Origin of the sequence: Neisseria sp. 27098_8_139, from assembly GCF_041433195.1 — a bacterium.
GTDB lineage: Bacteria > Pseudomonadota > Gammaproteobacteria > Burkholderiales > Neisseriaceae > Neisseria > Neisseria subflava.
Genome location: NZ_JAPWBA010000013.1, coordinates 21,594 through 46,758, shown reverse-complemented (window position 1 = coordinate 46,758; position 25,165 = coordinate 21,594). Strand labels below are relative to the sequence as shown.

25 protein-coding genes are annotated in these 25,165 nt (G+C 48.6%); 17 read left to right on the top strand and 8 right to left on the bottom strand.

Features of this window, described 5'->3' with window-relative positions; genetic code table 11:
- The first annotated feature begins 44 nt into the window (after positions 1-44).
- Complete coding sequence (locus tag O3660_RS09965; RefSeq protein ID WP_049350710.1) at positions 45-392, top strand: hypothetical protein; 348 nt, start codon at positions 45-47, stop codon at positions 390-392.
- Between the two features lie 73 nt (positions 393-465).
- Here O3660_RS09965 and O3660_RS09960 read toward each other — a convergent pair whose 3' ends face one another.
- The gene (locus tag O3660_RS09960) at positions 466-1,218 is read right to left on the bottom strand and encodes a type II CAAX prenyl endopeptidase Rce1 family protein (RefSeq protein ID WP_049350709.1); all 753 of its coding nucleotides are present in this window, start codon (positions 1,216-1,218) and stop codon (positions 466-468) included.
- Between the two features lie 205 nt (positions 1,219-1,423).
- Between O3660_RS09960 and O3660_RS09955 the strand changes: the two genes are divergently transcribed.
- The 8 genes from O3660_RS09955 to O3660_RS09920 all read left to right on the top strand — a co-directional run bounded on the left by O3660_RS09955 (position 1,424) and on the right by O3660_RS09920 (position 9,052).
- Positions 1,424-1,822, top strand: a complete 399-nt coding sequence (locus O3660_RS09955) for a DUF350 domain-containing protein (RefSeq protein WP_193699298.1) — start codon at positions 1,424-1,426, stop codon at positions 1,820-1,822.
- A gap of 50 nt (positions 1,823-1,872) precedes the next feature.
- The gene (locus tag O3660_RS09950) at positions 1,873-2,886 is read left to right on the top strand and encodes an SPFH domain-containing protein (protein WP_371464923.1); all 1,014 of its coding nucleotides are present in this window, start codon (positions 1,873-1,875) and stop codon (positions 2,884-2,886) included.
- A 203-nt stretch (positions 2,887-3,089) separates the two neighbouring features.
- A complete protein-coding gene (locus O3660_RS09945) occupies positions 3,090-4,784 on the top strand; it encodes a DUF4178 domain-containing protein (protein WP_371464922.1) in 1,695 nt (564 codons plus the stop codon).
- Entirely contained in the window at positions 4,781-5,146 is a 366-nt protein-coding gene (speD, locus tag O3660_RS09940) for an adenosylmethionine decarboxylase (RefSeq protein WP_049350706.1), read from the top strand. The genes O3660_RS09945 and speD overlap by 4 nt, the downstream gene beginning before the upstream one ends.
- A 105-nt stretch (positions 5,147-5,251) precedes the next feature.
- Complete coding sequence (locus O3660_RS09935) at positions 5,252-5,542, top strand: hypothetical protein (RefSeq protein ID WP_244284967.1); 291 nt, start codon at positions 5,252-5,254, stop codon at positions 5,540-5,542.
- Positions 5,543-5,548: 6 nt separating this feature from the next.
- Complete coding sequence (locus tag O3660_RS09930) at positions 5,549-6,769, top strand: DUF4178 domain-containing protein (protein WP_318250414.1); 1,221 nt, start codon at positions 5,549-5,551, stop codon at positions 6,767-6,769.
- A gap of 235 nt (positions 6,770-7,004) precedes the next feature.
- Positions 7,005-8,615, top strand: coding sequence for an NAD(P)-binding protein (locus tag O3660_RS09925; protein WP_049350705.1), 1,611 nt, complete (start codon positions 7,005-7,007; stop codon positions 8,613-8,615).
- A gap of 68 nt (positions 8,616-8,683) precedes the next feature.
- Positions 8,684-9,052, top strand: a complete 369-nt coding sequence (locus tag O3660_RS09920) for a hypothetical protein (RefSeq protein ID WP_049350704.1) — start codon at positions 8,684-8,686, stop codon at positions 9,050-9,052.
- A 102-nt stretch (positions 9,053-9,154) separates the two neighbouring features.
- Here the strand turns inward: O3660_RS09920 and O3660_RS09915 are convergent, their stop codons facing one another.
- Positions 9,155-9,793, bottom strand: a complete 639-nt coding sequence (locus tag O3660_RS09915) for a bifunctional 4-hydroxy-2-oxoglutarate aldolase/2-dehydro-3-deoxy-phosphogluconate aldolase (RefSeq protein ID WP_003745733.1) — start codon at positions 9,791-9,793, stop codon at positions 9,155-9,157.
- 90 nt (positions 9,794-9,883) lie between these two features.
- A complete protein-coding gene (gene edd / locus O3660_RS09910; RefSeq protein WP_049352074.1) occupies positions 9,884-11,719 on the bottom strand; it encodes a phosphogluconate dehydratase in 1,836 nt (611 codons plus the stop codon).
- A 481-nt stretch (positions 11,720-12,200) separates the two neighbouring features.
- Here edd and zwf point away from each other — a divergent pair, with 481 nt between their 5' ends.
- The 5 genes from zwf to pgi all read left to right on the top strand — a co-directional run bounded on the left by zwf (position 12,201) and on the right by pgi (position 18,079).
- A complete protein-coding gene (zwf, locus tag O3660_RS09905) occupies positions 12,201-13,646 on the top strand; it encodes a glucose-6-phosphate dehydrogenase (protein WP_049352076.1) in 1,446 nt (481 codons plus the stop codon).
- A gap of 63 nt (positions 13,647-13,709) precedes the next feature.
- On the top strand, positions 13,710-14,405 hold the full coding sequence (gene pgl / locus O3660_RS09900; protein WP_049352078.1) for a 6-phosphogluconolactonase: 696 nt from the start codon (positions 13,710-13,712) through the stop codon (positions 14,403-14,405).
- Positions 14,386-15,366: a glucokinase gene (locus O3660_RS09895; RefSeq protein ID WP_049352081.1), complete on the top strand. Its 981-nt coding sequence runs from the start codon at positions 14,386-14,388 to the stop codon at positions 15,364-15,366. Before pgl ends, O3660_RS09895 begins: the two co-directional genes overlap by 20 nt.
- Before the next feature lie 77 nt (positions 15,367-15,443).
- On the top strand, positions 15,444-16,292 hold the full coding sequence (gene hexR, locus O3660_RS09890) for a DNA-binding transcriptional regulator HexR (RefSeq protein WP_049352085.1): 849 nt from the start codon (positions 15,444-15,446) through the stop codon (positions 16,290-16,292).
- Positions 16,293-16,435: 143 nt separating this feature from the next.
- Positions 16,436-18,079, top strand: coding sequence for a glucose-6-phosphate isomerase (gene pgi / locus O3660_RS09885; RefSeq protein WP_049352086.1), 1,644 nt, complete (start codon positions 16,436-16,438; stop codon positions 18,077-18,079).
- A 52-nt stretch (positions 18,080-18,131) separates the two neighbouring features.
- Here pgi and O3660_RS09880 read toward each other — a convergent pair whose 3' ends face one another.
- The gene (locus O3660_RS09880; protein WP_152333340.1) at positions 18,132-19,205 is read right to left on the bottom strand and encodes an NnrS family protein; all 1,074 of its coding nucleotides are present in this window, start codon (positions 19,203-19,205) and stop codon (positions 18,132-18,134) included.
- A gap of 156 nt (positions 19,206-19,361) precedes the next feature.
- On the opposite strand from O3660_RS09880, the gene yecR reads away from it, so the two are divergent.
- Positions 19,362-19,676, top strand: a complete 315-nt coding sequence (gene yecR, locus O3660_RS09875; RefSeq protein WP_080974673.1) for a YecR family lipoprotein — start codon at positions 19,362-19,364, stop codon at positions 19,674-19,676.
- A 407-nt stretch (positions 19,677-20,083) separates the two neighbouring features.
- Here yecR and O3660_RS09870 read toward each other — a convergent pair whose 3' ends face one another.
- From O3660_RS09870 to O3660_RS09860, 3 genes are all read right to left on the bottom strand, one after another.
- Complete coding sequence (locus O3660_RS09870; RefSeq protein ID WP_003703682.1) at positions 20,084-20,698, bottom strand: CadD family cadmium resistance transporter; 615 nt, start codon at positions 20,696-20,698, stop codon at positions 20,084-20,086.
- 309 nt (positions 20,699-21,007) lie between these two features.
- Positions 21,008-21,700: an ATP-binding cassette domain-containing protein gene (locus O3660_RS09865; protein WP_371464926.1), complete on the bottom strand. Its 693-nt coding sequence runs from the start codon at positions 21,698-21,700 to the stop codon at positions 21,008-21,010.
- Positions 21,700-22,497 carry an ABC transporter permease gene (locus tag O3660_RS09860; protein ID WP_371464925.1) on the bottom strand — a complete coding sequence of 266 codons (798 nt, stop codon included), beginning with the start codon at positions 22,495-22,497 and terminating at the stop codon, positions 21,700-21,702. Before O3660_RS09860 ends, O3660_RS09865 begins: the two co-directional genes overlap by 1 nt.
- 292 nt (positions 22,498-22,789) lie before the next feature.
- Between O3660_RS09860 and O3660_RS09855 the strand changes: the two genes are divergently transcribed.
- The gene (locus O3660_RS09855) at positions 22,790-22,948 is read left to right on the top strand and encodes a hypothetical protein (RefSeq protein WP_167480302.1); all 159 of its coding nucleotides are present in this window, start codon (positions 22,790-22,792) and stop codon (positions 22,946-22,948) included.
- A gap of 57 nt (positions 22,949-23,005) precedes the next feature.
- Positions 23,006-23,968 carry a RimK family alpha-L-glutamate ligase gene (locus O3660_RS09850; protein WP_371464917.1) on the top strand — a complete coding sequence of 321 codons (963 nt, stop codon included), beginning with the start codon at positions 23,006-23,008 and terminating at the stop codon, positions 23,966-23,968.
- Positions 23,969-24,153: 185 nt separating this feature from the next.
- On the opposite strand, the gene O3660_RS09845 is transcribed toward O3660_RS09850, so the two are convergent.
- Positions 24,154-25,131: an ABC transporter substrate-binding protein gene (locus O3660_RS09845; RefSeq protein ID WP_003675852.1), complete on the bottom strand. Its 978-nt coding sequence runs from the start codon at positions 25,129-25,131 to the stop codon at positions 24,154-24,156.
- Positions 25,132-25,165: the final 34 nt, after the last annotated feature.

The window sequence follows — 25,165 nt, the reverse complement described above, 5'->3', positions numbered from 1 at the left end:
TGGTTTTTTATAGAATGGAAGCCCTATTTTAAGAAAGGTTTGCCATGAAAGTATCTAATATTCCTGCTGTATTGCTGTCTGCTTTGTTTTCCATTGCCGTTTCTGCCGCGCCTTTGGGGGAGGTTTCCTCCGAAAACGGTAAAATTTTCAGCGGCGAAAATTACATGGTTGTTAAGAAAGACATGAAGAAAGGGGAGCAGATTAAACCGCACGATCATCCGGGTTTTAAAACGCTGATTTTTACCGTTGGAAAAGGAAGCTTTGACGTGACGTTGAATCAGACTGAAAAGCATACGGTCGGCGCAGGCTCGGTGTTGAGGTTTGGCGGCGATGCAGTGATTGAGGCAGTTGCAACCGAAGATGCGGATGTGGCAATTACTTTGATTAAGTAAACCGATAGATGATAAAAGGCCGTCTGAAAAATAATGTTTCAGACGGCCTTGTTTATTCATCCAACCGTTGCCATTAAGCGCAAATCAAATAGATGAAGCCGGAGCCGAAGATATCTGCCAAGGCGTGAATCAGGAAAAACGGCAGCAGGTTTTTGACTTTGTATTTGTAGAAGAAGTAGTACATCAAGCCGAAAACAACGCCGATAACGGTCGCCCAAAGCATGCCTTGGTAAGTATGGAAGGAGACGCGCACCAAGGTCGAATAGGCCAATGCCTGCCATTTGTATTTGTCTTCCACGCAGGTTGAAAGGCCGAGGAAACAGAATTCCTCATAAAAGCCGTTTAAAAGGCCGTAGAGGATGGCCATTGGAGCAAGGGCGGCAAATTTGTCGAAGATGGATAATGGTTTGATGTATTGGAAAATTTCAGTGGTGAAGTAATTGTAGCCGCCGCTTAACGAAGTCACCGCATCGGCGGTCAGACCCATCAGGATAAAAATTACAGGTGTCCAAAACAATACGCCTAAATTAAAGCGAATCGGCAACTGTTTGAAGTCGAAACGGCGGATAACGAGGTAAACCAGAGCAATAGCAAGCAGCGTCAGCTGCAGGCTCATGTTTTCCGAATAAGCCACGCCGGTTACCGCAGTATCGCGCACTTCTTCGGTAGCAGAGGCTGTCTCCACTTGCGGCATCAGGCTGGCGATATAAAGTTGGGTAGAACGGTAGGCAAATTGACCGAACAGGATGGCGGTCACAATCAGCATGTCAAACCAGCGCAGATGGAGCAAAGGCTCTTTAGGGCGGATGGCGGCGAGTATGCTCATATTCTCCTCTTTGTTCTAATAAATAGCGGTGCGCAATAGTTACATAAATATACAAAAATCGTCAACAATTATCACAATAAAACATGAATTAAAAAATCTGACCGTTTCAGACGGCCTGAAGCGCTTCTAAAAATGCCATATTTCCGAAGGGTTTATCTTCAAAAATATGGCATAATCACTTTATTGCAAAACAAGGAATCTTATCGTGAGTATTTCTCTGTCCCAATATCTGCTTTACCTGCAATATATGTTGGCAGGTGTTGCCATGACTGTAGTTTTCGGTGCCGTATATCTGCGGATTACCCCTGCCGAAGAATTGCGCCTGATTAAAAACGGCAACCTTGCCTGCGCCTTGGCGTTTGGCGGCGCGTTGGTCGGTTTCTGTCTGACGCTTGCCTCAAGCATTGCCCATAGTGTCAGCTTCATCGATTTTATCCTGTGGGGACTTGCCGCAGCAGTGATTCAGATTTTTGTCTATTTCGCTGCAACAATGATGATTAAAGGCGCTACCGCAGAACTTATCGGCAACAATGTCGCCGTCGGTGCGTTGTTTGGTGCAGTGTCCATCTCGATCGGTATTTTGAACGCTGCTTGCTTGACTTGAATACCCATACCTTGAATTTTGTATCCCGATTTATTTTATAAGGAGTTGAAATGTTCAACTTTATCAAGAAACAGTTTATCGACGTCATTCAATGGCCGAATCCTGACGACAGCCTGCTGATGTGGCGTTTTCCGATTGCCGATGAGGAGATCCAAAACGGTGCGAGCCTAACTGTGCGTGAGGCGCAGATGGCGATGTTTGTCGATGAAGGCGTGACCGCCGACGTGTTCGGTCCTGGGCGTTACACGCTCAATACGCAAACGTTGCCAGTGCTGACCAACTTGAAAAACTGGGACAAGCTTTTTGAATCCCCGTTTAAATCGGATGTTTACTTTTTCAATACCAAACAACAGCTCGCACGAAAATGGGGTACATCCCAACCTGTTACCGTACGTGATGCCGAGTTTGGCGCGGTGCAACTGCGTTCGTTCGGTATGTATTCTTACCGCATCAGCGATCCGGCAAAATTCTTCAAAGAAGTCAGCGGCGTGGCGGCGCAATACAGCGGTGTAGACTTGGAAAACCAGCTGCGCAATATTGCAGTCACCCAATTGGCGGCCGCGTTTGGTAGCTCCGGTATCCCATTCTTGGATATGGCGGCGAACCAAGTCTTGCTGTCGCAAAAAATCGGCGAATTGCTCGGCGCAGAATTTGCCAAGCTGGGTTTGGCGCTGGAAAACTTCACTGTTGAAAGCATTACCTTGCCCGCGTCTATTCAGGCTGCGTTGGATAAGAAGATTTCGATGGGCGTTATCGGCGATTTGGGACGTTACACCCAATATCAAACCGCCGAATCCATTCCGCTTGCGGCACAAAATGAAGGCGGACTTGCCGGAATCGGTGCAGGTTTGGGCGTGGGTGCCGGTATTGGTCAGGCGATGGCGGGTGCCATGTCTGGCATGATGCAGCCGAATACGCAACAGGCTCAGCAAAATGTTCAGCCGGCTGCCGAAGACCCGCAGGTAAAATTGGTGAAGCTCAAGTCTTTGCTGGATGGCGGTTTGATTTCGCAAGAAGATTTTGATAAAGCCAAGGCTGAAGTGTTGAAACAGTTGATTGGTTAAGCAATTGAAGGCCGTCTGAAAAATATCATTCAAAGAAGTGTTGAGCTGCTTCTGTGAAAAGGTTTCAGACGGCCTTTTGAATCATTTGATTGAGTCCGTTCGGCGATTTGGTTTGTTTCTAATCTGAAATCATTGATAAAACCAGTTGATATAAACGTTAAGGCCGTCTGAAACACTCCAACCCATTCTGAAAAAGCAAATCCATGTCTCAAACTCCTTTCTTCAAAACCGACTGCCCAAGCTGCGGCGCACCTGTCGAAGCGCATTCTGCTTCTGCCGTGACGCTGGTGTGCGGTTATTGCAACAGCATGCTGGTGCGGCAAGATAACGGCGTTGTCGACTCCGGCCGCGATTCCGCATTGCTGGAAGATTTTAGTCCGCTACAAATCGGAACCAGCGGCACATTTGTCGCGCAACGCTTTACCTTGGTCGGACGGCTTCAGGTGCAATACGACGATGGTGCGTGGAATGAATGGTATGCGCTATTTGACGACGGCAGGGCGGGTTGGCTTTCAGAGGCGGGCGATTTGTATGTGATGACCATGCCGGTCGAAATCGATAATCCGCCGAAATTTGAAGACACACGAGCCGGATTTAGCGAGCTGACTTTTCAAGATAGGCACTATATTGCCTCCGATGTCCGCAAAATCAGTTTGAAACGTGCCGCCGCGCAGGGCGAATTGCCGTTTGTTTTGAAAGAGGATACAGAAAATCGGGTTTCCGACTGGCGTTGCGAAAACCTTTTCATCACGCTCGATTACAACAATAAAACACCCGAAGCCTTCTTCGGGCGCATGGTAAACCTAGATGATTTGAAGCTGGAAAACACGCGCCACGAAGATGAAATTAAAGAAAGTGCAGGCCGTCTGAAAGGCAGTATTACTTCAGAAAACTGTCCTAACTGCGGCTCATCCATTCATTGGGTGAACGGTCTGACTTCCCATCTGAACTGTCAAAGTTGCGGCAGCGAATTGGCAGTCGGCAAAGATAAAGCGGAGCTTATTACCGCCAATAATCAGCGTTTGTCCCAAAATACGCTGTTTACTCTGCCTATTGGCTCGACAGGCCGTCTGAAAAATAAAGAGTTTCATGTTATCGGCGCAGTCCGATATTTAGAAACAGATGCGCAGGAAACATTTGATAACTTGTTCAAAGGTGCCAAACATACATTGGCACCAGAAGGGCAGTGGACAGAGTATCTGCTTTACAACCCAACTCAGGGTTTCTTATGGCTGGTTGAAGCTGATGAAGGTTGGAATATTTCTGAAACCTTGAACGATTGGCCGCGCCTCGATCGCAACCGTCAACCGCAAGGCTATGGCAAACTTTATGACTATGGAGGCAGGGTAGAAGTCGCTGCCGGCGCCTTCTATTGGCGTGTCCGAAGCGGTGATTTGAATTATTACAGCGATTATCGAGACGGACAAAGCCGTAAGCTTGGTTCCGAACTAAACAGTCATGAAATGGCATGGAGTAGAAGTACCCCCATTGCTTATCGGGAAATTGCAGATGCGTTTAATTTGACCAATAAAATATCATCTTACACCGTGAAAATGAGTGCAGATGATATCGATGAAAAATTACGACTTCTGATGATTGCTATTTTGGTTATCGTCAATATTCCGTCATTGTTTATGAATGGCTTCGATGCACTATTCGATATATTTCTTATCGGTTGGGGTGTCTATGCTCTTTTTATAGTTGGACGGAAGAGAGATGAAAATGGCGAACAGAGTATTTCCCGAGTGGGATATGTTATTTGTGCAATGGCTTTGATTGTTTTTGTTACGATGATGAATTATGCAGATTTGTCTGATTTGGATGATGACAGTAGCCGAGTTCATTCAGGAGGAAGCTATGGCGGTTATTCAAGCGGCTATTCCGGAGGCCATAAATGACCCACATGCCCGGTAACCATGGCCTATTAGACTTATACGGCTGCGATGAAGCCATCTTAAAAGATGAAGGCCGTCTGAAAACCGCTTTAGCAGCTGCCGCACAGGCCGCAGAAGCCACCATATTAACCGAACACTTCCATACCTTTGGCGGAGCAGGCGGCGTAACCGGCGTTTTGCTGCTCGCCGAGTCTCATATCAGTATCCACACTTGGCCTGAACACCACTTCGCCGCCATTGATGCATTTATTTGCGGCGGCATGAAATTGGAAAAAGTGAAGGAAATCTTGTGCAGGGAGTTGGCGGCTGAAAGGGCTGTTTGGACGGTTGCGCAACGTGGCGAAGGTATACTGGACGATATATAACCATCGGTTGAACAATAAAATCTGTTAGGCCGTCTGAAAGCATATTCAATCCGTTTTCAGACGGCCTTAAACCTTGTGCTGCTTAAACTGAAATATTGACACTATATGGAAAAAACGCCTTTTTTTAAAACCGATTGCCCAAGCTGTGGTGCGCCTGTGGAGGCGTATTGCGCTACTGCCGTGACGCTGGTGTGTGGCCATTGCCGCAGTATGCTGGTTGCTAGAAGCGGTAAGGGGAGGAGCGGATATTTTGTTGCCAATGCAGGGCGTGATTCTGCGTTGCTGGAAGATTTCAGTCCGTTACAGATTGGAACGAGAGGCGTTTTTGATGATCGGAAATTTACGCTGATTGGGCGATTGCAGGTGCATTATGATGTCGGCGCATGGAATGAATAGTATGTCTTGTTTGATGACGGGCAGACCGGCTGGCTTTCCGAGGTTGGCGATTTATATGCGATGACTTGTTTGCTGGCTCAGAAGAGGAGACGGGGGCCGAAAAATTTTAAGTCGGTGAAAGCCGGTTCCAGTTCGTTGATCTTTAATGGCCAAACCTTTATTGCGTCAGACGTCCGCACCATACATTACTGTAATACCGATGCGCAAGGCGAGTTGCCGTTCAATTTATCTGGGAATCAAGCGACAGGCGAGGTTTGCGACTGGCGACGGGGCAATTTGTTTTTGACCTTGGATTATTCGGCTTTTCCAATGGACTCCTACTTCGGACGCATAGTCAGTTTGGACAGTTTGAAGCTGGAAAATAAGCGCAGTGATGATGAAATCCGTGAAAGTGCAGGCCGTCTGAAAGGAGAGATTCTTTCTGAAAACTGCCCTCATTGCGGCGCTCCTGTTCATTGGTCAGGTGGTGTTACTTCTTTCCTTTTATGTCAGTCTTGCGGCAGTAGTTTGAACACGACAAAAGATACTGTTGCGTTGATGGAGGCAAATGCCCAAAGGAAAGAACAAGAAAACCTGTTCACACTTTCCATAGGTACGAAAGGCCGTCTGAACGATACAGAATATCTGATTATCGGGGCTGTAAGATTTGCTGAGATACCGTCCTATAACCAAAATCAGTCTGAATACTGGACGGAATATCTGCTTTATAACACGCAGCAAGGGTTTGCCTGGCTGATTGAGTCTGGAAAACGCTGGCGGTTGTCAGAAACCTTACACACATGGCCGGACTTTGATTCAAGTGGCAATCCTGCCGGTGAAATGTTGATTGATCATTACCGTGGGCAGGTCGAGGCAGCGGCTGGTGCGTTTTATTGGAAAGTCAAACAAGGCGATTTGCTTCATTATAAGGAATATAGCGGCAAGAAAAGTTATGGCCGGAATGTCATTCTGTGTTCTGAGCAGAGCAAGGATGAAATAGTCTGGAGTAAAAGCAGTCCTGTGTCTTACCGTCAAATGAGAAAGGCATTCGGCCTGTCTTTTGATACTAAGGAGATGCTCTCTTACTGGCTGAAGGGTGACAATAGAAATGTTGGGAGTAGAGATAATGTAGCCTGTATCATTGCTATGCTGATTCTTATCATCGTCAACCTTCCGGCCTGGCTGTCACCGCACCTACGTAGCCCAGTTGGTATAGCGGTCAGTCTGTGTGCGTTGGTATGGATATGAGTTTCTGACAGATATAAAAACGATCGTGATTACGAAGAAGAACGGGTAGGGACGATTATTTTCTTTGCTTTCATCATTTTTCTTACCGTCTTGTTCAACTATGTCCAAGCGGAAGATAGCGACTCATCGCATTCCGGCAGCTCCTATCATGGTTATTCGGCAGGGCATAAATAACGCGAGACCTGCTTAACCTCGTTGTACCGTTTTATTTTTTCAGACAACCTTTTTATAAAACATGCTAACCCGCCGTCAATTTCTCAGTTATACCGCCGCGCTTGGTGCTGCTTCTGCTTTCTCTTGGCAGACTTACAAATACCTCAACCGCAAACCGCCGGTTTCTATTAACCGTGTCGGCTTGCCGTTGGGGCATTTGTTGCGCGACGGAGAATTGTTACAAGCGCCGGCTCGTCGTTATGAATGCAATACCTTGATACTTGGTGGCGGTGCAGCTGGTTTGGGGGCGTTGTGGTATTTAGCGAAGCATAATCACCGCGATGTATTGTTGGCAGAAGGGTTTGAACGTAATGGCAACAATGCCGCCTATACGTCTTCAGACGGCCTGAAAGCGCCGAGCGGTGCGCATTATTTGGCTTTGCCGTCGAAAGAAAGCGTGTATGTGCGCGAGATGCTGGCGGATTTCGGTATTTTGCAGTCAGACGGCAGCTTTAGGGAAACCGATTTGGTCTATGCGCCCGAATCGCGCCTTTTGTATCAGGATAAATGGGTGGAACATTTATTGCCGAAAGAAGATGCGGACTCCAAACGGTTTTTTGATTTGATAGGCCGTCTGAAACAGGTTTACGGCAATGACGGTAAGAAAATTTTTGCCATTCCGATTGCGCTGTCATCGGCCGATGAGACATGGCGCAAACTCGATAATCTGACGTTCAAACAATGGCTTGAGCAGGAGGGCTACCACTCGCCCGAGCTTTTATGGTATCTCGATTATTGTTGCCGCGACGATTACGGGCAAGGTATTGGGCAAGTGTCTGCCTTTGCCGGATTGCATTATTTTGCCGCCCGCAACAGCGCGGAAACCGTCCTCACTTGGCCCGAAGGTTTGGCGCATCTTTCTGAAAGCTTGCGCCGTCATGCCGGTTTGCAGGAGGACTGGCAATGGCCGTCTGAAAGCAGTATCCGTTTGGAGAAGCCTGCTTCAATTAATGCTTCTGCCGTCAAAATCAAACCGCTTTCGGATGGCCGGATTGAAGTGTGGCTGCGTGATAATGCAAAAGGGGAAACCGTTGCCGTAACCGCGCAACACGTTATCTCCGCCATGCCGCTGATGGTTGCAGCCCGCGTTATTGAATTTCCCGAACGATTTGGTCTGGACATTCCCGAATACGCGCCATGGCTGGTTTCTAATTTTGAACTGCACAGTTTTCCGAAAGAAAAAAACAACAGCGAACTTGCGTGGGACAACGTGGTTTATGGCAGCCAAGGGCTGGGTTATGTTGTTGCGACCAACCAGTTTATTCGGGTTGCCCGTCCTGAACGCACGATTTTTACCGCCTACGCCGCGCTTAACCACGATACGCCACAAGTCGTCCGCCGCCAGCTGCTTGAAGCAAGCGACGAAGAGTTGCTCCAGCTTGCCGCCCAAGATCTGCTTACCGCTTACGGCGAAGGCTTTTGGCGGCACGTTTCCCGTGTTGACATTACCGTTCGCGGGCATGGCATGAGCGTGCCGAAACCCGGCTATTTAAGCGATGAGGCTTTATTAAAAATCAGAAACCGAAATTCTGGATTATTATTTGCACACAGTGACTTAAGCAGCTATTCGGTATTTGAAGAGGCTTTGTATTGGGGTGTGGAAGCGGCACGGAAAGTGTTGGGACAGGGATAATTTGAATTAGGAGGATACTGGGCTAAATATCTGTTTGTATTTAAATTTCAATTCTAAAAGGAAATTATATGAAATATTTGAGCTTTTCTCTGATTGTTGCCTTAGGGTTAGGGAGCGCGGCATTTGCCTCTGCTGAAAAAATGCTGCCTCTGAACGAAACAGGCTGCATTGACCAACCCTTACAGGTTAAACGTGGCCAAGTGTTTGGTTTTAATAGTTCGGCAGATGCCGGTTTAGTGCTTTCGTTCGCGCCTGTCAGTCCCAGTGTCGTTGTAAAAGACCCGAAAGGCAAACGGATTGCTTTGGAAGTAGGGGCTGATGGAGATGCACCTGAAAACCGCTTCAGCTTTGCCGAAATCAATCAAAAAGGACGTTACACCATCCGCTTCCCACGCGCGGGTAAGATTGAATCTTTGTGTGTTAATGCCGCTAGTTAGGATAAATATTAAGCCGAATAATGCTTAATTCGGTATGCTTGCAGTAAAAAAAGGCCGTCTGAATATGATTTCAGACGGCCTTTTTTAACCTTATAACCTTAATTAGGCTTTTGGTTTTAAAGCGGCAGCTTCGCGAGCCAGACGGGTGATGGTATCCCAGTCTTTGTTTTTGATGGCTTCTTTCGGAGTTAGCCATGAGCCGCCGACGCACAAGACATTAGGTAGTGCCAAGTACTCGGGTGCAGTTGCCAGGCTGATGCCGCCGGTCGGGCAGAAGCGAACATCAGCATAAGGGCCGTAGAGGGCTTTGAGCATGGCTTTGCCGCCAACGACTTCGGCAGGGAAGAGTTTGAGGGTATCGATGCCGTGTTCCAAAGCCAGTTGGACTTCGCCCGGAGTGGCAACGCCGGGAATCAGGGGGATGCCGCTGTTGTGGCTGGCTTTGGCGAGGGATTCGTGCAAACCCGGGCTGATGGCGAAAACCGCGCCTGCATCTTCGACGGCTTTGAGCTGTTCGGGATTGGTTACCGTACCCGCACCGACAATGGCGTTGGGCACTTCTTTGGCAATCAGGCGGATGGCGTCGAGGCCGACAGGGGTACGCAGGGTGATTTCGAGGGTAGGAATGCCGCCTTCGACAAGGGCATGGGATAAATCGACGGCAGTACTCAAGTCGTCAATCGCCATCACAGGCACAACTGCGCCGGCAGTCAGAATTTCACGAGGGGTCAGTTTAGACATTTTAGGTCTCCGTTGGGGACTGTATCGTAATAGGGTCGTTAACATGGTTTCAGACGGCCTGTTTGTTTTAAAAGGCCGTCTGAAAAGGGTTTAGGCAAATTCGCCGCCGAAGCTCATGGCACCGGTTTCTGCGCTGCTGGTCATGCTGCGGAAGTTGGCGAAGAGTTCGCGGCCGCAGCCTTGTTGGTTGGCGCTCAAGTCGATGCGCTCGACTTCGCGGGCGTTCCATTCGGCTTCGTTGATCAGGACGTTGAGTTCGCCGGTAACGGAGTCGAAGCGGATCAGGTCGCCGGTACGGATTTTGGCGATGTTGCCGCCCATCAAGGCTTCAGGTGTCATGTGGATGGAGGCCGGAACTTTACCGGACGCGCCGGACATGCGGCCGTCAGTCAGCAACGCCACTTTGAAGCCGCGGTCTTGCAGGATACCCAACGGCGGGGTCAGTTTGTGTAACTCGGGCATACCGTTGGCGCGCGGGCCTTGGTAGCGGACGACGCAGACGAAATCGCGTTCCAGCTCGCCGCGTTCAAATGCCGCCAACACTTCGCGTTGGTCGTTGAACACGATGGCGGGCGCTTCGATGATGCGGCAGCCTTCGCGTACGGCGGACACTTTAATCACGCCGCGTCCGATGTTGCCTTTCATCAGGCGCAAACCGCCGTCGGGGGAGAACGGGTTGTCGGCTTTGCGCAGGATGTCGTCGTTGCCGCTGGTTTCGGGGGCTTCGCGCCATTCAAGTTTGCCGTCGATGAGGAAAGGCTCTTTGGTGTAGTGGCGCATTCCGTGTCCGACGACGGTATCGACATCGTCGTGCAACAGGCCTGCGTCCAGCAATTCGCGGATAACGAAAGGCAGGCCGCCTGCCGCGGTAAAGTGGTTCACGTCGGCTTTGCCGTTGGGGTACACACGGATCAGCAATGGGATGATGGAAGAAATTTCGTCGAAGTCGTCCCAGTTCAAAATCACGCCTGCGGCACGCGCCATAGCAACGAGGTGCATGGTGTGGTTGGTCGAGCCGCCGGTTGCCATCAGGCCGATCAGGGCGTTGATGAAGGATTTTTCGGTCAACATTTCGCCCAAGGGTTTGATGGTGCCGTTTTTGATGCCGCGCGCGAGGTGTCCGGCTGCGTAGCGGGTCAGTGCTTCGCGCAGGTCGGTATAAGGGTGGACAAAGGCGGCTGCAGGCAGGTGCACGCCCATCATTTCCATCATCATTTGGTTGGAGTTGGCGGTACCGTAGAAAGTACAAGTACCCGGGCTGTGGTAAGAGCCCATTTCGCTTTCAAGCAAGGCATCGCGACCGACTTTACCTTCGGCAAAAAGCTGGCGGGTACGGGCTTTTTCTTTATTGCCTATGCCGCTGGACATCGGGCCTGCCGGAACGAAGATGCCCGGAATATGGCCGAAAGACAAAGCGCCGATCATCAGGCCCGGAACGATTTTGTCGCACACGCCCATAAACAGGCTGCCGTCGAACATTTGGTGCGACAGGCCGATGGCGGTACTCATGGCAATCACGTCACGGGAGAACAGTGACAATTCCATACCGGCATAGCCTTGGGTAATACCGTCGCACATGGCAGGCGTACCGCCGGCGACTTGGGCGGTCGCGCCGTTTTTCTGTGTTTCGTCTTTGATTTGATCAGGGAAGTCTTTAAACGGCTGGTGTGCGGAAACCATGTCGTTGTAGGCAGTAATGATGCCTAAGTTGGGAACGGTGTCCTGAAGCATTTCGATTTTGATGCTTTTGGGCATGGAGGCGTAGCCGTGCGCCAAATTGCTGCAGCCGAGCTGGTTGCGCTCTAAGCGTCCCATCTGTTTGGCACTACGGATTTTCGCCAGATATTTTTCGCGGGTCGGACGACTGCGTTCGATGATGCGCTCGGTGATTTCGGCGAGCTTGGGGTGGATAGGAGTGGGGGTCATGTGCTGTCTCCTGGCAAAACGATATGATAGGGATTTTGTTTGCGCGTTTCTGATTTTTGTATTGGGTGTTTTTCAGACGGCCTGGAGCTGTGGGAATAAATAATGAGTGCCGTCTGAAATGTTGAAGATTTCTCTTCGAAGTGTCTGCGTATTATAGTACAAATTCTGTAATTTTGTTACAGAATAATTCGCTAAGTGGAAGAAATTTGATTTAAATCGAGGTATAGTCAATTTGTAAAATGGCAGGCTGCAAAAGTCATCAAACTTTTATGTTAAATCAAACAATTTGTAAAAATGAGAATGGACAAAATCTGTAGCCATGTGTAGTATTACTACTCACTAGCCCGCTTGTTTGAAATTTTGGTGCGGGCGATTGGTTTTTTACTGCTTATTGCTTAAAGGCTTTTGATTTTAATTGATTTTTATGGATGACGACAGTCCAAGAGTTTTGAAGCAAGCTTCCTCAACGAGAGATGAAACGATGAGTACACAGACAAATTTTGATTTGGTGTTGTTTGGCGCGACCGGCGATTTGGCAATGCGTAAACTTTTGCCTTGCCTGTATCAGGCGCATGTAGCCGGTTTGCTTCATCCCGAAGGTCGTATTTTGGGTGTAAGCCGCAGCGAATTGGATACCGCCGGCTTTTTGTCTAAAGTGGAAACGAATTCTAAAATCCATGTCAAACAAAACTTCTCAGATGAAGCGTGGGCGTCGTTTATCCAACGTATCGAGTATTTAAAAGTCGATGTCACAGAGAAAGGCGATTTCATTGCCTTGGGCGACTTGGTAAAAGCACGCAAGAATACTGAAAATGTCGTGATCTACCTCTCAACTGCGCCGAAATTCTTTGCGCAAGCCTGTGAAAACCTTGCCGAAATCGGTTTGAATGCCGATAACGTGCGCGTGGTTTTGGAAAAACCGTTGGGTACGGACTTGGCCTCTTCCCAACAAATCAATACAGATGTAGCCCGTTATTTCAAAGAAGAACAAATCTACCGTATCGACCATTATCTGGGTAAAGAAAGTCTGCAAAACCTGTTGGCCTTGCGTTTTGCCAATGTGATGTTCGAGCCTTTGTGGAACAACAAATATATTGAAAGCGTACAGCTGACCATCGCCGAGCAGTTAGGCGTAGAAGAACGCGGCGAGTTTTACGACATTACCGGCGCGTTGCGCGATATGGTGCAAAACCACTTGATGCAAATGCTTTGTATGACTGCGATGGAAGCACCGGCGAGCTTGGATGCCGATGCCGTACGCGATGAAAAAGTGAAAGTCATCAAATCGCTGAAACCGCTGACTATCGAATCCGTTAACGAAAATGTTATTCGCGGCCAATATGTTGCAGCAAACGGCATGAACGGCTATCTGGAAGAAGTCGATGTACCGAAAGACAGTTTCACTGAAACCTATGTCGCCATCAAGGCCGAAATCGAAAACGAACGCTGGAAAGGCGTACCTTTCTACCTGCGTACCGGCAAACGCATGGCAGGCAAAGTGGCGGAAATCGTGTTGAACTTCCGTCCGCTGCAAAACCATATTTTTGACAACAGCCAACCTGCGCCGAATCGTTTGGTTATTGAACTACAACCGACCGAATCCATCCGCCTTTACACTCAAGTGAAAACCCCGGGTGCAGGCAACAAAGTCGAAGTTACGCCGATTGGTGTGGACTTGGGCACAGCCGTAGAGGGCCGCCGCGCCGAGGCTTATGAGCGTCTGCTGCTGGATGTGATTAACGGCAAACTCGCTTTGTTCAACCGTCGTGACGAACTCGAAGCCGCTTGGGAATATGTGATGCCGATTTTGGAAAACTGGGCGAACAATACAACGCCTCCACATGCTTACGAAGCCCATTCTTGGGGTCCTGAAGCTGCGCGCGCGTTGTTGGCCCGTGACGGCAACAAGTGGCACGAAGAGCAATAATATTTCTTTCAGACGGCCTTGTTTTCCAACAAAAGGCCGTCTGAAACCATGAAAGGACGAAACATGTTTGTTTGGCACGAACAAGAAAACGCTGCAACTGCCGCGCAAGCTCTCGCCGATGCCGTTGCCGCCGCATTACAAACCGCGTTGAATGAGAAAGGCCATGCGGTTTTGGCTGTTTCCGGCGGTCGTTCGCCGATTGCGTTTTTCGAGGCTTTGTCGCAAAAAGATTTAGATTGGCAAAATGTCGGCATTACTTTGGTGGACGAGCGTATTGTTCCGACCACGCATGCCGACAGCAATACAGGCTTGGTACGCGAATATCTGCTCAAAAATAATGCGGCCGTTGCCACATGGATTCCTGTTGTTGAAGACGGAAAGTCTGAAACTGAATTACAACCTGAAGTTGTCGTTGCTTACGCATTGAAATATTATAAGCAACCTGACGTGCTGGTGTTGGGCATGGGCGGAGACGGGCATACGGCGTCGTTGTTCCCTCAAGCGCCTCAATTACAGGCCGCAATCAATGAAGCTAATGATCCAACATTGATTCATACTACGCCGGTTACCGCACCGCATGAGCGTGTGAGCATGACTTTGGGTGCGATTGCCAAAACGCCGAATGTATTTTTGGCTATTCAAGGCGCAGAGAAAAAAGCGGTATTCGATAAGGCTGCTGCAAGGGCTGACACCGAATATCCGACCAGTCTGATTCTCAATCACCAAGGAATTAACTGCCATGTCTACTATGCACACTGAGGCTTATCCTCGTTTGGTCGCCGATATCGGCGGTACGAATGCCCGTTTTGCACTTGAAACTGCACCACAGGTCATTGAAAAAGCTGAAGTCTTGCCTTGCAAGGATTACGACACCATCGTCGATGCCGTCAAAATTTATTTGGAACGCGCAGGCAGCCCGAAAGTTTTGCACGCCGCCTTTGCGATTGCCAATCCGATTTTGGGCGACTGGGTGCAGATGACCAACCACCACTGGGCATTCTCCATCGAAACCACCCGTCAGGCTTTGGGTTTTGAAACGTTGATTCTGTTGAACGACTTTACCGCCCAAGCTTTGGCGGTAACACAAACCGATAAGAAAGACTTGATACAAATCGGCGGTCAAAAACCAATCGAATTTGCGCCTAAAGCCGTTATCGGTCCGGGTACTGGTTTGGGCGTCAGCGGGTTGGTGCACAGCGCTGCCGGCTGGGTGGCGTTGGCAGGCGAGGGCGGCCATGCCAGCTTCCCGCCGTTTGACGATATGGAAGTGTTGATTTGGCAATACGCTAAAAACAAATACGGTCATGTTTCTGCCGAGCGTTTTTTGAGCGGCGCAGGTTTGAGCCTGATTTACGAGGCATTGGCCAAACGCGACAACATCAAACAATGCCGTCTGAAACCCTCTGAAATCACCGATAAGGCATTGAGCGGAACATCACCGATTTGTCGTCAGACTTTGGATATTTTCTGCGCCATGCTGGGTACGGTTGCTTCCAATTTAGCTTTGACTTTGGGCGCGCGCGGCGGCGTGTATTTGTGCGGCGGGATTATCCCGCGCGTGTTGGATTACTTTAAAACGTCTCCATTCCGCAGCCGCTTTGAAAATAAAGGCCGCTTTGAAGCTTATCTTGCCGCCATTCCCGTGTATGTCGTATTGAGCGAATTTCCGGGCATCGTCGGCGCGGCGGTCGCATTAGACAATCATTTAAATAACGTTTAAACACACAAACGGCGGTGCAGGGCAGGGTACGAAAATGTACCTTGTCCTGAACGTCAAAGAATCAAAGGGTAGAGTATATGTTAAGCAAAATCAGCGAATCATTGTCCAATCTCTCCGGCGCAGAACGCAAAGTTGCCGAATCTGCGTTGGCCGAGCCGAAATGGTTCGTTCATGCCGCAGTGGCCGAAATCGCCGAGCGTGCCTCCGTTAGTCAGCCGACTGTAATCCGTTTCTGCCGTAGCTTGGGTTACAAAGGCTTGCCTGAGTTCAAACTCGCTTTGTCTGCCAGCATCGGTCATGAAGGTATGCCATACGTTCATGAAGAATTGAACGCCGATGACAACATGAGCAGCGTGGTCGAAAAAGTATTGGGCAATGCCGCAGCCTCCCTTTTGGGCGAGCGTCGCTTCCTGAAAGAATCCGAGCTGGAAAACGCGATTGCTATTCTGATGCACGCGCGACGCGTTGAGTTTTATGGTGTCGGCAACTCCGGCATCGTTGCCCAAGATGCGCAACACAAATTCTTCCGCTTCGGTATGTCCACCGTCGCCTATGTCGATACGCATACCCAGTTGATGGCGGCTTCCGTGTTGACCGAACAGGATGTGTTGGTGGCGATTTCCAATACCGGTTCATCTATCGAATTATTGGATGCGGCCAGTATCGCCAAAGAAAATGGCGCAGCCGTTATCGCGCTGACCCGCAATGATTCGCCGTTGGCCCAAATGGCCGACTGCGTATTGAGCATTGCCACTCAGGAAAATGCCGAGCTTTATACGCCTATGGTGTCCCGTCTTCTGCAGCTGGCCGTTATCGATATTCTTGCCATCGGCTTGGCCTTGCGTTTGGGCGACACTGCCAGCACGCAACTGCAAAAAAGTAAAAAAAGCATACATAACAAACACATCGAATACGATAAAGATTGATTCTTCACTGATATATTCAGACGGCCCCAACCCACATCAAGGCCGTCTGAAACCTCAAAAAACGGAAACCACCCCGTTCCCGTTTCAGACGACCTCACGGCCGTTTTCTCAACAAAACTGTCCACTATCCAGGAGAGCATCCGATGAAACACCTTCACGATTTACCAGCTTGGTCAAAATTATGGATACATTTTGACGAAACCAAAGAACAACACATGCGCGAAATGTTCGAGCAAGATCCCGAACGTGCCGAGCGCTACTGGCTGCAGGTTGGCGGCCTGACTTTGGATTATTCTAAAAACCGTATCAACGACGAAACCATGTCGCTTTTGTTCGAGTTGGCGCGTGAAGCAGGCGTGCCGGAACGGATGCAGCAAATGTTCCACGGCGAAAAAATCAATACGACAGAAAACCGCGCCGTACTCCACGTTGCCCTGCGCAACCGCACCAATGCCCCGATCGTCGTGGATGGCGAGGATGTCATGCCTAAGGTCAACCATGTCCTGCAACGCATGGGCGAGTTCGCACACGAAGTCCGCAGCGGCAGCTGGTTGGGCTACACCAATCAAGTCATTACTGATGTCGTCAACATCGGTATCGGCGGCTCCGACCTCGGCCCTCTGATGATGTGTACCGCGCTCAAGCCTTTCGGTCATCCGCGCCTGAATATGCACTTCGTCTCCAACGTGGATGGCTCCCAACTGCGCGATGTATTGTCTAAAGTCCACCCTGAAACCACCCTCTTCATCATTGCTTCCAAAACCTTCACCACCCAAGAAACCCTGACCAACGCCCTGACCGCGCGTAAATGGTTCTTGGATCATGCAGGCGATGAAAGCGCCGTGGCCAAACACTTCGTTGCCGTATCGACCAACCAAAAAGCCGTTGCCGAATTCGGTATCGATACCGCCAATATGTTTGAATTTTGGGACTGGGTCGGCGGACGATACAGCCTGTGGTCGGCCATCGGCCTGCCGATTATGTTGTACCTCGGCGAAGAAAACTTCATCGAAATGCTCAACGGCGCACACCTGATGGACCAACACTTCATCAATACGCCGCTGGAGCGCAACATGCCCGTCATCCTCGCCCTCATCGGCATCTGGTACATCAACTACTACGGCGGCGGCAGCCACGTTATCGCGCCTTACGACCAACATCTCCACCGCCTGCCCAAATTCATCCAGCAGCTCGACATGGAGAGTAACGGCAAACAAGTTACCCTTGACGGTAAACCGGTCGGTTACGAAACTTCCCCGATTATTTGGGGTGAAACCGGTATCAACGGCCAGCACGCGTTTTTCCAACTGCTGCACCAAGGTACGCACATCACGCCGATTGACCTGATTGCCTCCCTTGAAAAACGCAGCAACCTGCGCGGCCACCACGAAATCCTGCTGGCCAACGTTTTTGCCCAAGCTGAAGCTTTTATGCGCGGCAAAACGCCTGACGAAGTACGCGCCGAGCTTCAAGCACAAGGCATGGACGAAGCACGTATCGAAGAGCTGGTTCCGCACAAAACCTTCTCCGGCAACCGTCCGACCAACCTCATCCTCATGGACAAAATCAACCCGCGCAATATGGGCAGCCTGATTGCCATGTACGAACACAAAACTTTTGTTCAAGGCATTATTTGGGGCATCAATAGCTTTGACCAATGGGGCGTAGAGCTCGGCAAACAACTGGCCAAAACCATTCTTGCCGAATTGACCGGCGAGACCGAAGTGCAAAAACACGACAGCTCGACTACACGTCTGATTAATCTTTATTTGAACGCCAACAAATAAAGCGTTTATTTAAAACAAAAGGCCGTCTGAAACTTTCAGACGGCCTTTTGTTTTATTCCGGATCATCCGTAAACGCATTCGCCCGAAAGATCGGTACGAACGTCAACAGATAAAGCACGAACACGGCGGCGGTCAGAATCGCGGGGACGGTGATGAATAATATCGGATTCACGTTCATTAAAACAGCGCGCGAGACGGCTGCGGAAAAGAGGATGGGAACGGCGATGCGGCAGAGTTTAGGGTAGTCGAGTTTGGTAAAGCCGCTGTGCCACAGTCCGGCGGTGAGCCACACCATCATCACGCCGCCCATCATGCCGCCGAGGGTAATCAGGTGCAGGGGCGCGGAGGTGGGCAGGTTTTGCAGTTTCGCCGCGCCTGTCCACAGATAGCCTGCGGCGGCAAAAAGCTGGAGCAGGTAATAGGTGCGGACGTAGTGTTTGCGCAGGAGTTCATGATGGTGCAGTTCGCGCAGCTTGGCGAGCAGGATGAAACCGACGGCGAGCGCGGTAAAACCGGCGGTTTGCGCGGGCAGCCAAAGTTCGGCGGCGGCGTGCAGCAGCAGGAAGGTGATGGCGATGTTTTTATAGACGACGTTGGGGATGAATACGGGGTCTTTCAGACGGCATTCTTTGAGGGCTTCCGCGCCCAAAAGGACGCTGACGCGGACGGATACGAACATGACCGCCGCCATGTTCAGATGCACTTGCGCGCGCAGCAGGTTCAAATCGCCGCTGACGGCATAGGTCGTCTGAAAAACGGTGAACGCGGCAAGCAGCATCAGCAGGGCGAAGTTGTCGGTGTTGCGGTCGAGCCAAATCAGCCAAGCGCAGAATAGCAGCAACACCAGCCAATAGGCGGCGACGAAAAACGAAGCGGTTTGCGGCGCAAACGGCAGCAGGGCGGATGCGGCGAGCAACAACACTGCCAAGACGGTAGCAACGGGTTTCAGACGACCTTTATAACCCGTCCATTCGAGCATCGCAGCAGTCAGGAAACCGCCGTATGCCGCAGGCAGCATGAGTTCTAAGAAGATTTGGCGGTGCGAGACGATGGCGCCGGGGCTGATGAAAAACACCAACGCGCCGAGTATGGCAAGCACCGCCGCGCCGACGAAAAACGGCCGCATAGGGTGGGTGAAGAAGGTTTGCCATTTATCCATTAATGTTGAACTCTATTACAATGCAACTTACAGAAAGGAAAAGTTAAGATATTTTAGAATAAGTGTAACTTTGGTGAGTTTTTTATGTTACCATTTACGTTATTTACATAACGGAGAATATTGATGAAGTTTATTATTTATACTTTTGTTTTACTCGGCGTTACTGCTTGTGTCACACCTGTAAATATTACTCCTCAGCCAACAGGAGGAAGCAAGGCTGATGGTATAGTTACTTTAAGTTACGAATATACCATGTTTCAACAACCCATAATTGATGAAGCAAAAGCAACACAAACTGCGTTGCAAAGATGTCAGTCATGGGGTTATTCTTCTGCTGAAAAATTTAGTGGTGCAACAAGACAATGTCTACAATTTGACCCAACACTAGGCTGTGTTCACAATTTGGTATCTATAAACTATCAATGTCAGAGTAATTGAAGCCAATAAATCACATTTATATTATTAAATGAAGATAAAAATTTCTTGTCGTCCGAAAATCACATGATTCTTCGGACGCTTCTTTTCCCGTATCACTCATAATAATGAATCCCTTGAAACTCCCTTGGCACCACGGCTTCTTAAAAACCTAATCACTTTCGGACAACAGATTCGTACCTTTCGCCAAAGAGGCAAGCCTGCGGCTTGCTTACCCTCTCCCTAGCCCTCTCCCACGGGGAGAGGGGATTAGGCTGTCGAGCCCGAGCATTTTCAGGTTTACCTGCCATCCGATTCCCAATCCTGCGCTCTCTGATTTTCAGCAACCTGATTCCCTCTCCCCGTGGGAGAGGGTTAGGGAGAGGGCAACGAACCGCAAGGTTCGTCAGATACTCAAATGCCCGTATCATTCATATTATTGATATTATTGTTCGAATTGTATTATTTTCAATAATAATAAATAACCCTAAACCAATATAAATAACAGCCATTATCCAACGACTAAACTTCTCTACAATTTCACCAACACCTGAAATATTAGCCAATCTTTGTGCTGTATATACTAAAACAAAAATCAATATTAAAAATACAAGAAGAGTAACTAATAAGTCGACAAGATCTAAAGTCACAAAGTAAGGAACAAAAAGTCCAATATTATCTGCACCACAACTAGCAACTGTAACCAAAGCAACAATACCGACTAATTTTGACAACCCTTTTTCATCCAATTCTTTTTTAGCTCTTTTTTCGCCCTCACAATCGTCGTAAATAGCAACTTTAATACCTAAGTAAATCGGTATTAAACCTAATAAACCCAACACCCATTTTTCCGGAACATAATTCAAAACAAAAGCTAGAAATAAACTAACTAATATTAAAATTACAGAACCTAAATATTGTCCGATATAAATATCTCGATATTCTTTTCTAGTATTTGCTCTAGCAAAAAATATTAATAGTATTACCAACAAATCTACTGCTGTAGCAATATATAAAACAGCAGCAGTAATCACAGTCGAAAACATAAAGCACCTCATAATGAATCCCCTGCCCCCTTGGCACCACGGCTTTTTCAAAAACCGAATCGCGTTCGGATAACAGATTCGTATCTTTCGCTAAAGAGGCAAGCCTGCGGCTTGCTTACCCTCTCCCTAGCCATCTCCCACGGGGAGAGGGAATTGGGCTGCCGAGCCTGAACATTTTCAGGTTTACCTGACATCTAATTCCCAATTCTACGGCTCTCTGATTTTGAGAAACCTGATCCCCTTTCCCCGTGGGAGAGGGTTAGTGAGAGGGCAACGAACCGCAAGGTTTGTCAGAAATTTAAATTCCAATCACTCATAATAATGCATCCCCTGAAACTCTCTTGCCACCACGGCTTCTTCAAAAGCCGAATCGCGTTCGGACAGCGGCGTAGGCAGGGTAATCACGTTTTGCACGTTCATGCCCTTAGTGGAAAGCAGCATGATTTCATGGCTCAGGCGTGCGGCTTCGAAGCGGTCGTGCGTTACCAGCATACACGCCATGCCCTGCCGCTCGATTTTTTCCACCAACATGGCGACCAAAATATCGCGTAAATCGCGGTCCAAACCGACAAACGGTTCGTCCAGCAAGGCAAGGTCGCAGCCGCACAGCAGCAGGCGCAAAAACGCCACCCGTTTCGCCATGCCGCCGGACAACTCGGTCGGATATTTGTTCAAATCGCCCGCAGTCAGCCCGACTTTCGCCGCCAGCGCGACGATTTCGCCTTCATCGGGTTGGTCCATAAAAATCGCGATATTCTGCATCGCGGTCAGGTTTTCCGGCAGGCGGTTTTCCTGAAACAGAAAACCCGTTTTGCGGAAAGTATTGCGTATCGTGCCCGATTTCGGCGTTTCCAAGCCCGCAATCAGCCGCAAAACCGTCGTCTTGCCGCAGCCGCTCGGCCCGAACAAGGCTTTCACTTCGCCATGTTGCAGGTTCAAACTGAAATCGCGCACGATGGGGTCGCGGAGAATTTCAAAACGCACTTTTTCAAGACAGAGCATCATCTTCTCCACGGCATAAACAAAATTTCCAAAGGCTTGGTAATCAGGTATTCAAACAGCGACACAAACACGATGACCAACACCACATAAGCCATCACCGTCGAAGTCTCCAGCATCGCCCTCGCGTCCGCAATCCGCGCGCCCACGCCTTCGCTCGCGCCCAAGAGTTCCGCCATAATCACCACCTTCACCCCCATCGCCACCGCCACGCCAACGCTGGAAATCACATAACCCGTCAGATGCGGGATATACAGATAACGGATTTTTTTCAGACGGCCTAATTTATAAGCGTCAAACAATTCCTCATGCTGCTTGTTCACACTCGCCATCCCGACCGCCGCACTCGCAAACGTCAGCGGCGAAACCAACACAATGATGGTAAACAGCACGCTCGGATTGCCGAAACCGAACCAAAACAGAGCCATCACCACCCAAATAATCGGCGGCATCGCCAACAAAACCGTAATCACAGGCTTGAGCAACGCCATCGCCGTCTTAAAACTGCCCGCCACCAGCCCCGCCGCCAATCCCGCCACCAGCGCAACCGAAATGCCTACCACCGACCGCCACAGCGAAATCCCGATTTCGTTTTCCTGAAAATGTTGCAATAAATCCAAAGACTTTTGAAACACCTCCACCGGCGCAGGCAGCATAAACTCACCGAACACGGCACTGCCCCACGCCCACAACGCCACCACCACCATCGCCACGCCCAGACCGGCAAAGCCGCTCCAAAGGTAGTCGATGATGTAAAACACCGCAGGCTGCGGTTTGCGGATTTTGTCGGTTTTAATCATGGTTTGAGTGTTGGTTGGTGGGGATGGTTTGATTATAGGTTGGAGCAAAGCTTAACCTTCAGATATTCAATGATCCTGTTGTGCTTAGTTACCTAACCTATATGATTGCTATTTTAAAATGTTTCAGTAAAAAATGCTTGCTTAAATTTGTTTGGAATAGGTACAATGAATCGTTTTAATGCCTAATTATTTTTTTATATGCGGAGTTATTTGTTAGTAATCAACTTTAGGCAAATTAAACAATGAGTTATATTCAATCTTACAGTTTATTAATTTTAAATAGGTATTATTTATGGAAAAAAGTTTTTCTTTAAATTTTCTGCAAGCTAATCCGAGCATTGATATGGACCAAGAATGGAAGTGGCAGCCTGAAAATGGTTTAAATGGCACTGAAATTAAAACAGCTACGTTCAGCGGTAAGAATCAAGCTGACGATTGGACTGGTGAGTAAGTAATAAATAGGCTATTTAATTTTTTAAATAGCCTATTTTTATAAAAGGATAAAATAATGAAATTACTCATTGGTAGTGCAGATGACCCGCATTTAACTTCTATTTATCAACATTTAGAACAGGCTGGACAGTCAGTTAGTATTTTAGATACTAGTCGTGAAGCCTTGCTAAATACGCAATTTTCTTATCTTTCCGCACCTCATCAACTGATGATTACACAGCAAAATCAAGTCATTCAAGCAAACGATATTTCTGCTGTATTTTGTCTATTGCCATTGTATGCACGTAAAGGTTTTGTTAGTTCTAATGAAAAAGATTTTTGGCATTTTACTTGGCGTGAGGCTTTACATGGCTTTTATGCGTATTTAGCGGAAAAATCATTTTTTATCAATCGGAAAATTTTTACTGCGTTAGCAGCGCAAAATAAAATTCACTTTTTTCAGGCTGCAAAAAATGCAGGGATATGTGCACCTGCTACGTTAATTGGTAATAATAAACAGGATATCCAAACATTTTTCAATAAATATCCGCAAGTAGTTATTAAAACGATGCACCAAATCTATTTGGAATATCAAAATGAGCAAACGATGATGCTTGTGAAAAAAGTTAATCAAGCAGATTTTGCTCAATTTGAAACGCAAAATGAATGTCCTGTGTTTTTGCAGCAAGCAATTGATAAAGTTTTTGATGTCAGAGCGATTGTGGTTGGAAAACAAATATTCGGTTGCAAAATTGATGCCAGTCAATCTCCTGTTGGTAATTTGGATTGGCGTGCGTATGATTTGCCAAATACAATTCATAAAATCTTTGATATTCCGGTTGATATTCAGAATAAGTTATTGAAAGTGCTAGAATACTTTGAATTGGACTATGCTTGCTTAGATTTGTGTGTGGATAAAAATGGGGAGTTTTGGTTATTGGATGTGAATCCATTTGGACGGTATAAATGGATTGAATTAGCAGTTGGATTGGAAATTAGCCAAGCGATTGCAGAATTATTGTTGAAAATGAGGCGTTAAATATTTTTTTAGCAAGCGTAGGTTGGGTTTAACAACTCACGTTTATCAACCCACCGTCATTCCCGCACAGGCGGGAATAACGGCTTTTTGTGTGCTGTTCTGACTATTATCTGATAGGTTGTCTGAAAAGGGTATATTGGATTCCCCAATACAACCTACCCTTTTTCAAACGACCTCTTTCCCTTTTAAGCCAAGAAGAACCCGTTATCCGGCAGCTTGCCGCCCAAGAGTTTCGGGTTGAACTGCATCAGGATTTCGTAAAACTTCAAAATCTCGTTCTTTACTTCACTGCCTTTGGTTACCGTCAGCCGCGCGCCGTCTAAGCCCATGACTAGGGCGGGTTCGGGGGCGGGGAGGTAGTTTTTTCCGATTTTCGCCGCGCTTTGGCGGTTGGCGAGTATCCAGTTGAGCGCGTTTTTCAAATCCTGATGGAAGATGTCGAACTGTGCCTTATGCGCGTGGAAATATTCTTCGTTGGCGATGATGCCCGCCATCGGAATCAGCGGTTTGGTGTCAAAAGCCTGTCCCCATGCTTTCACCAAATCAAAACCGCGCACGACGTTTACGCCCATGGTTTTGCCTTTAAGTAGGCTGGCGGTCGCCATCGGTTCGGGCAGGATGGCGGCGTGGTAGTCCTTGCTTAAAAACAGTCCGACTGCTTCGGGCGGCGTGGCGGTGTAAGTAATGCCGACTTTGTGCGCGTCGATTTTCAGTTTTTTCAGCAAGGCTTGCAGCACGATGTCGGGCATGTCGTTTTTAAACGGCACAAGGATTTTTTTGCCGACCAAATCCTGCGGCGAGGTAATCGCGCTGCCTTTGCACATCAGCTGCGTGATGCCGTTGGTCAAAATATTGACCATGCCGACTTTCTGCCCTTGGTTGCGCAGGTTCACGCCGACATTGCTCGGACTCATCATGACTTTAAATTGTCCGCTCGCCACGCCCGCGCGCAGTTGGTCGGGCGAACGCCAGATTTTCAGCGACACGTCCGCCTGCTTTGCCAGCTTGCCCTGCAACGCCGCTACGGCAATGGTTACGCTGGGCATTGCCGGTGCGCCGTACACGGTAAATTGTTCTTTACCGGCAGCCAACAATGAAGGCGAAACGCCTGCGGCTGCCAGCGCGGCGGTCATTTTTAAGAAATCGCGTCTTTTCATATCCATTTTTTATCTCCTAAATTCTTAATAAGCCAATGCA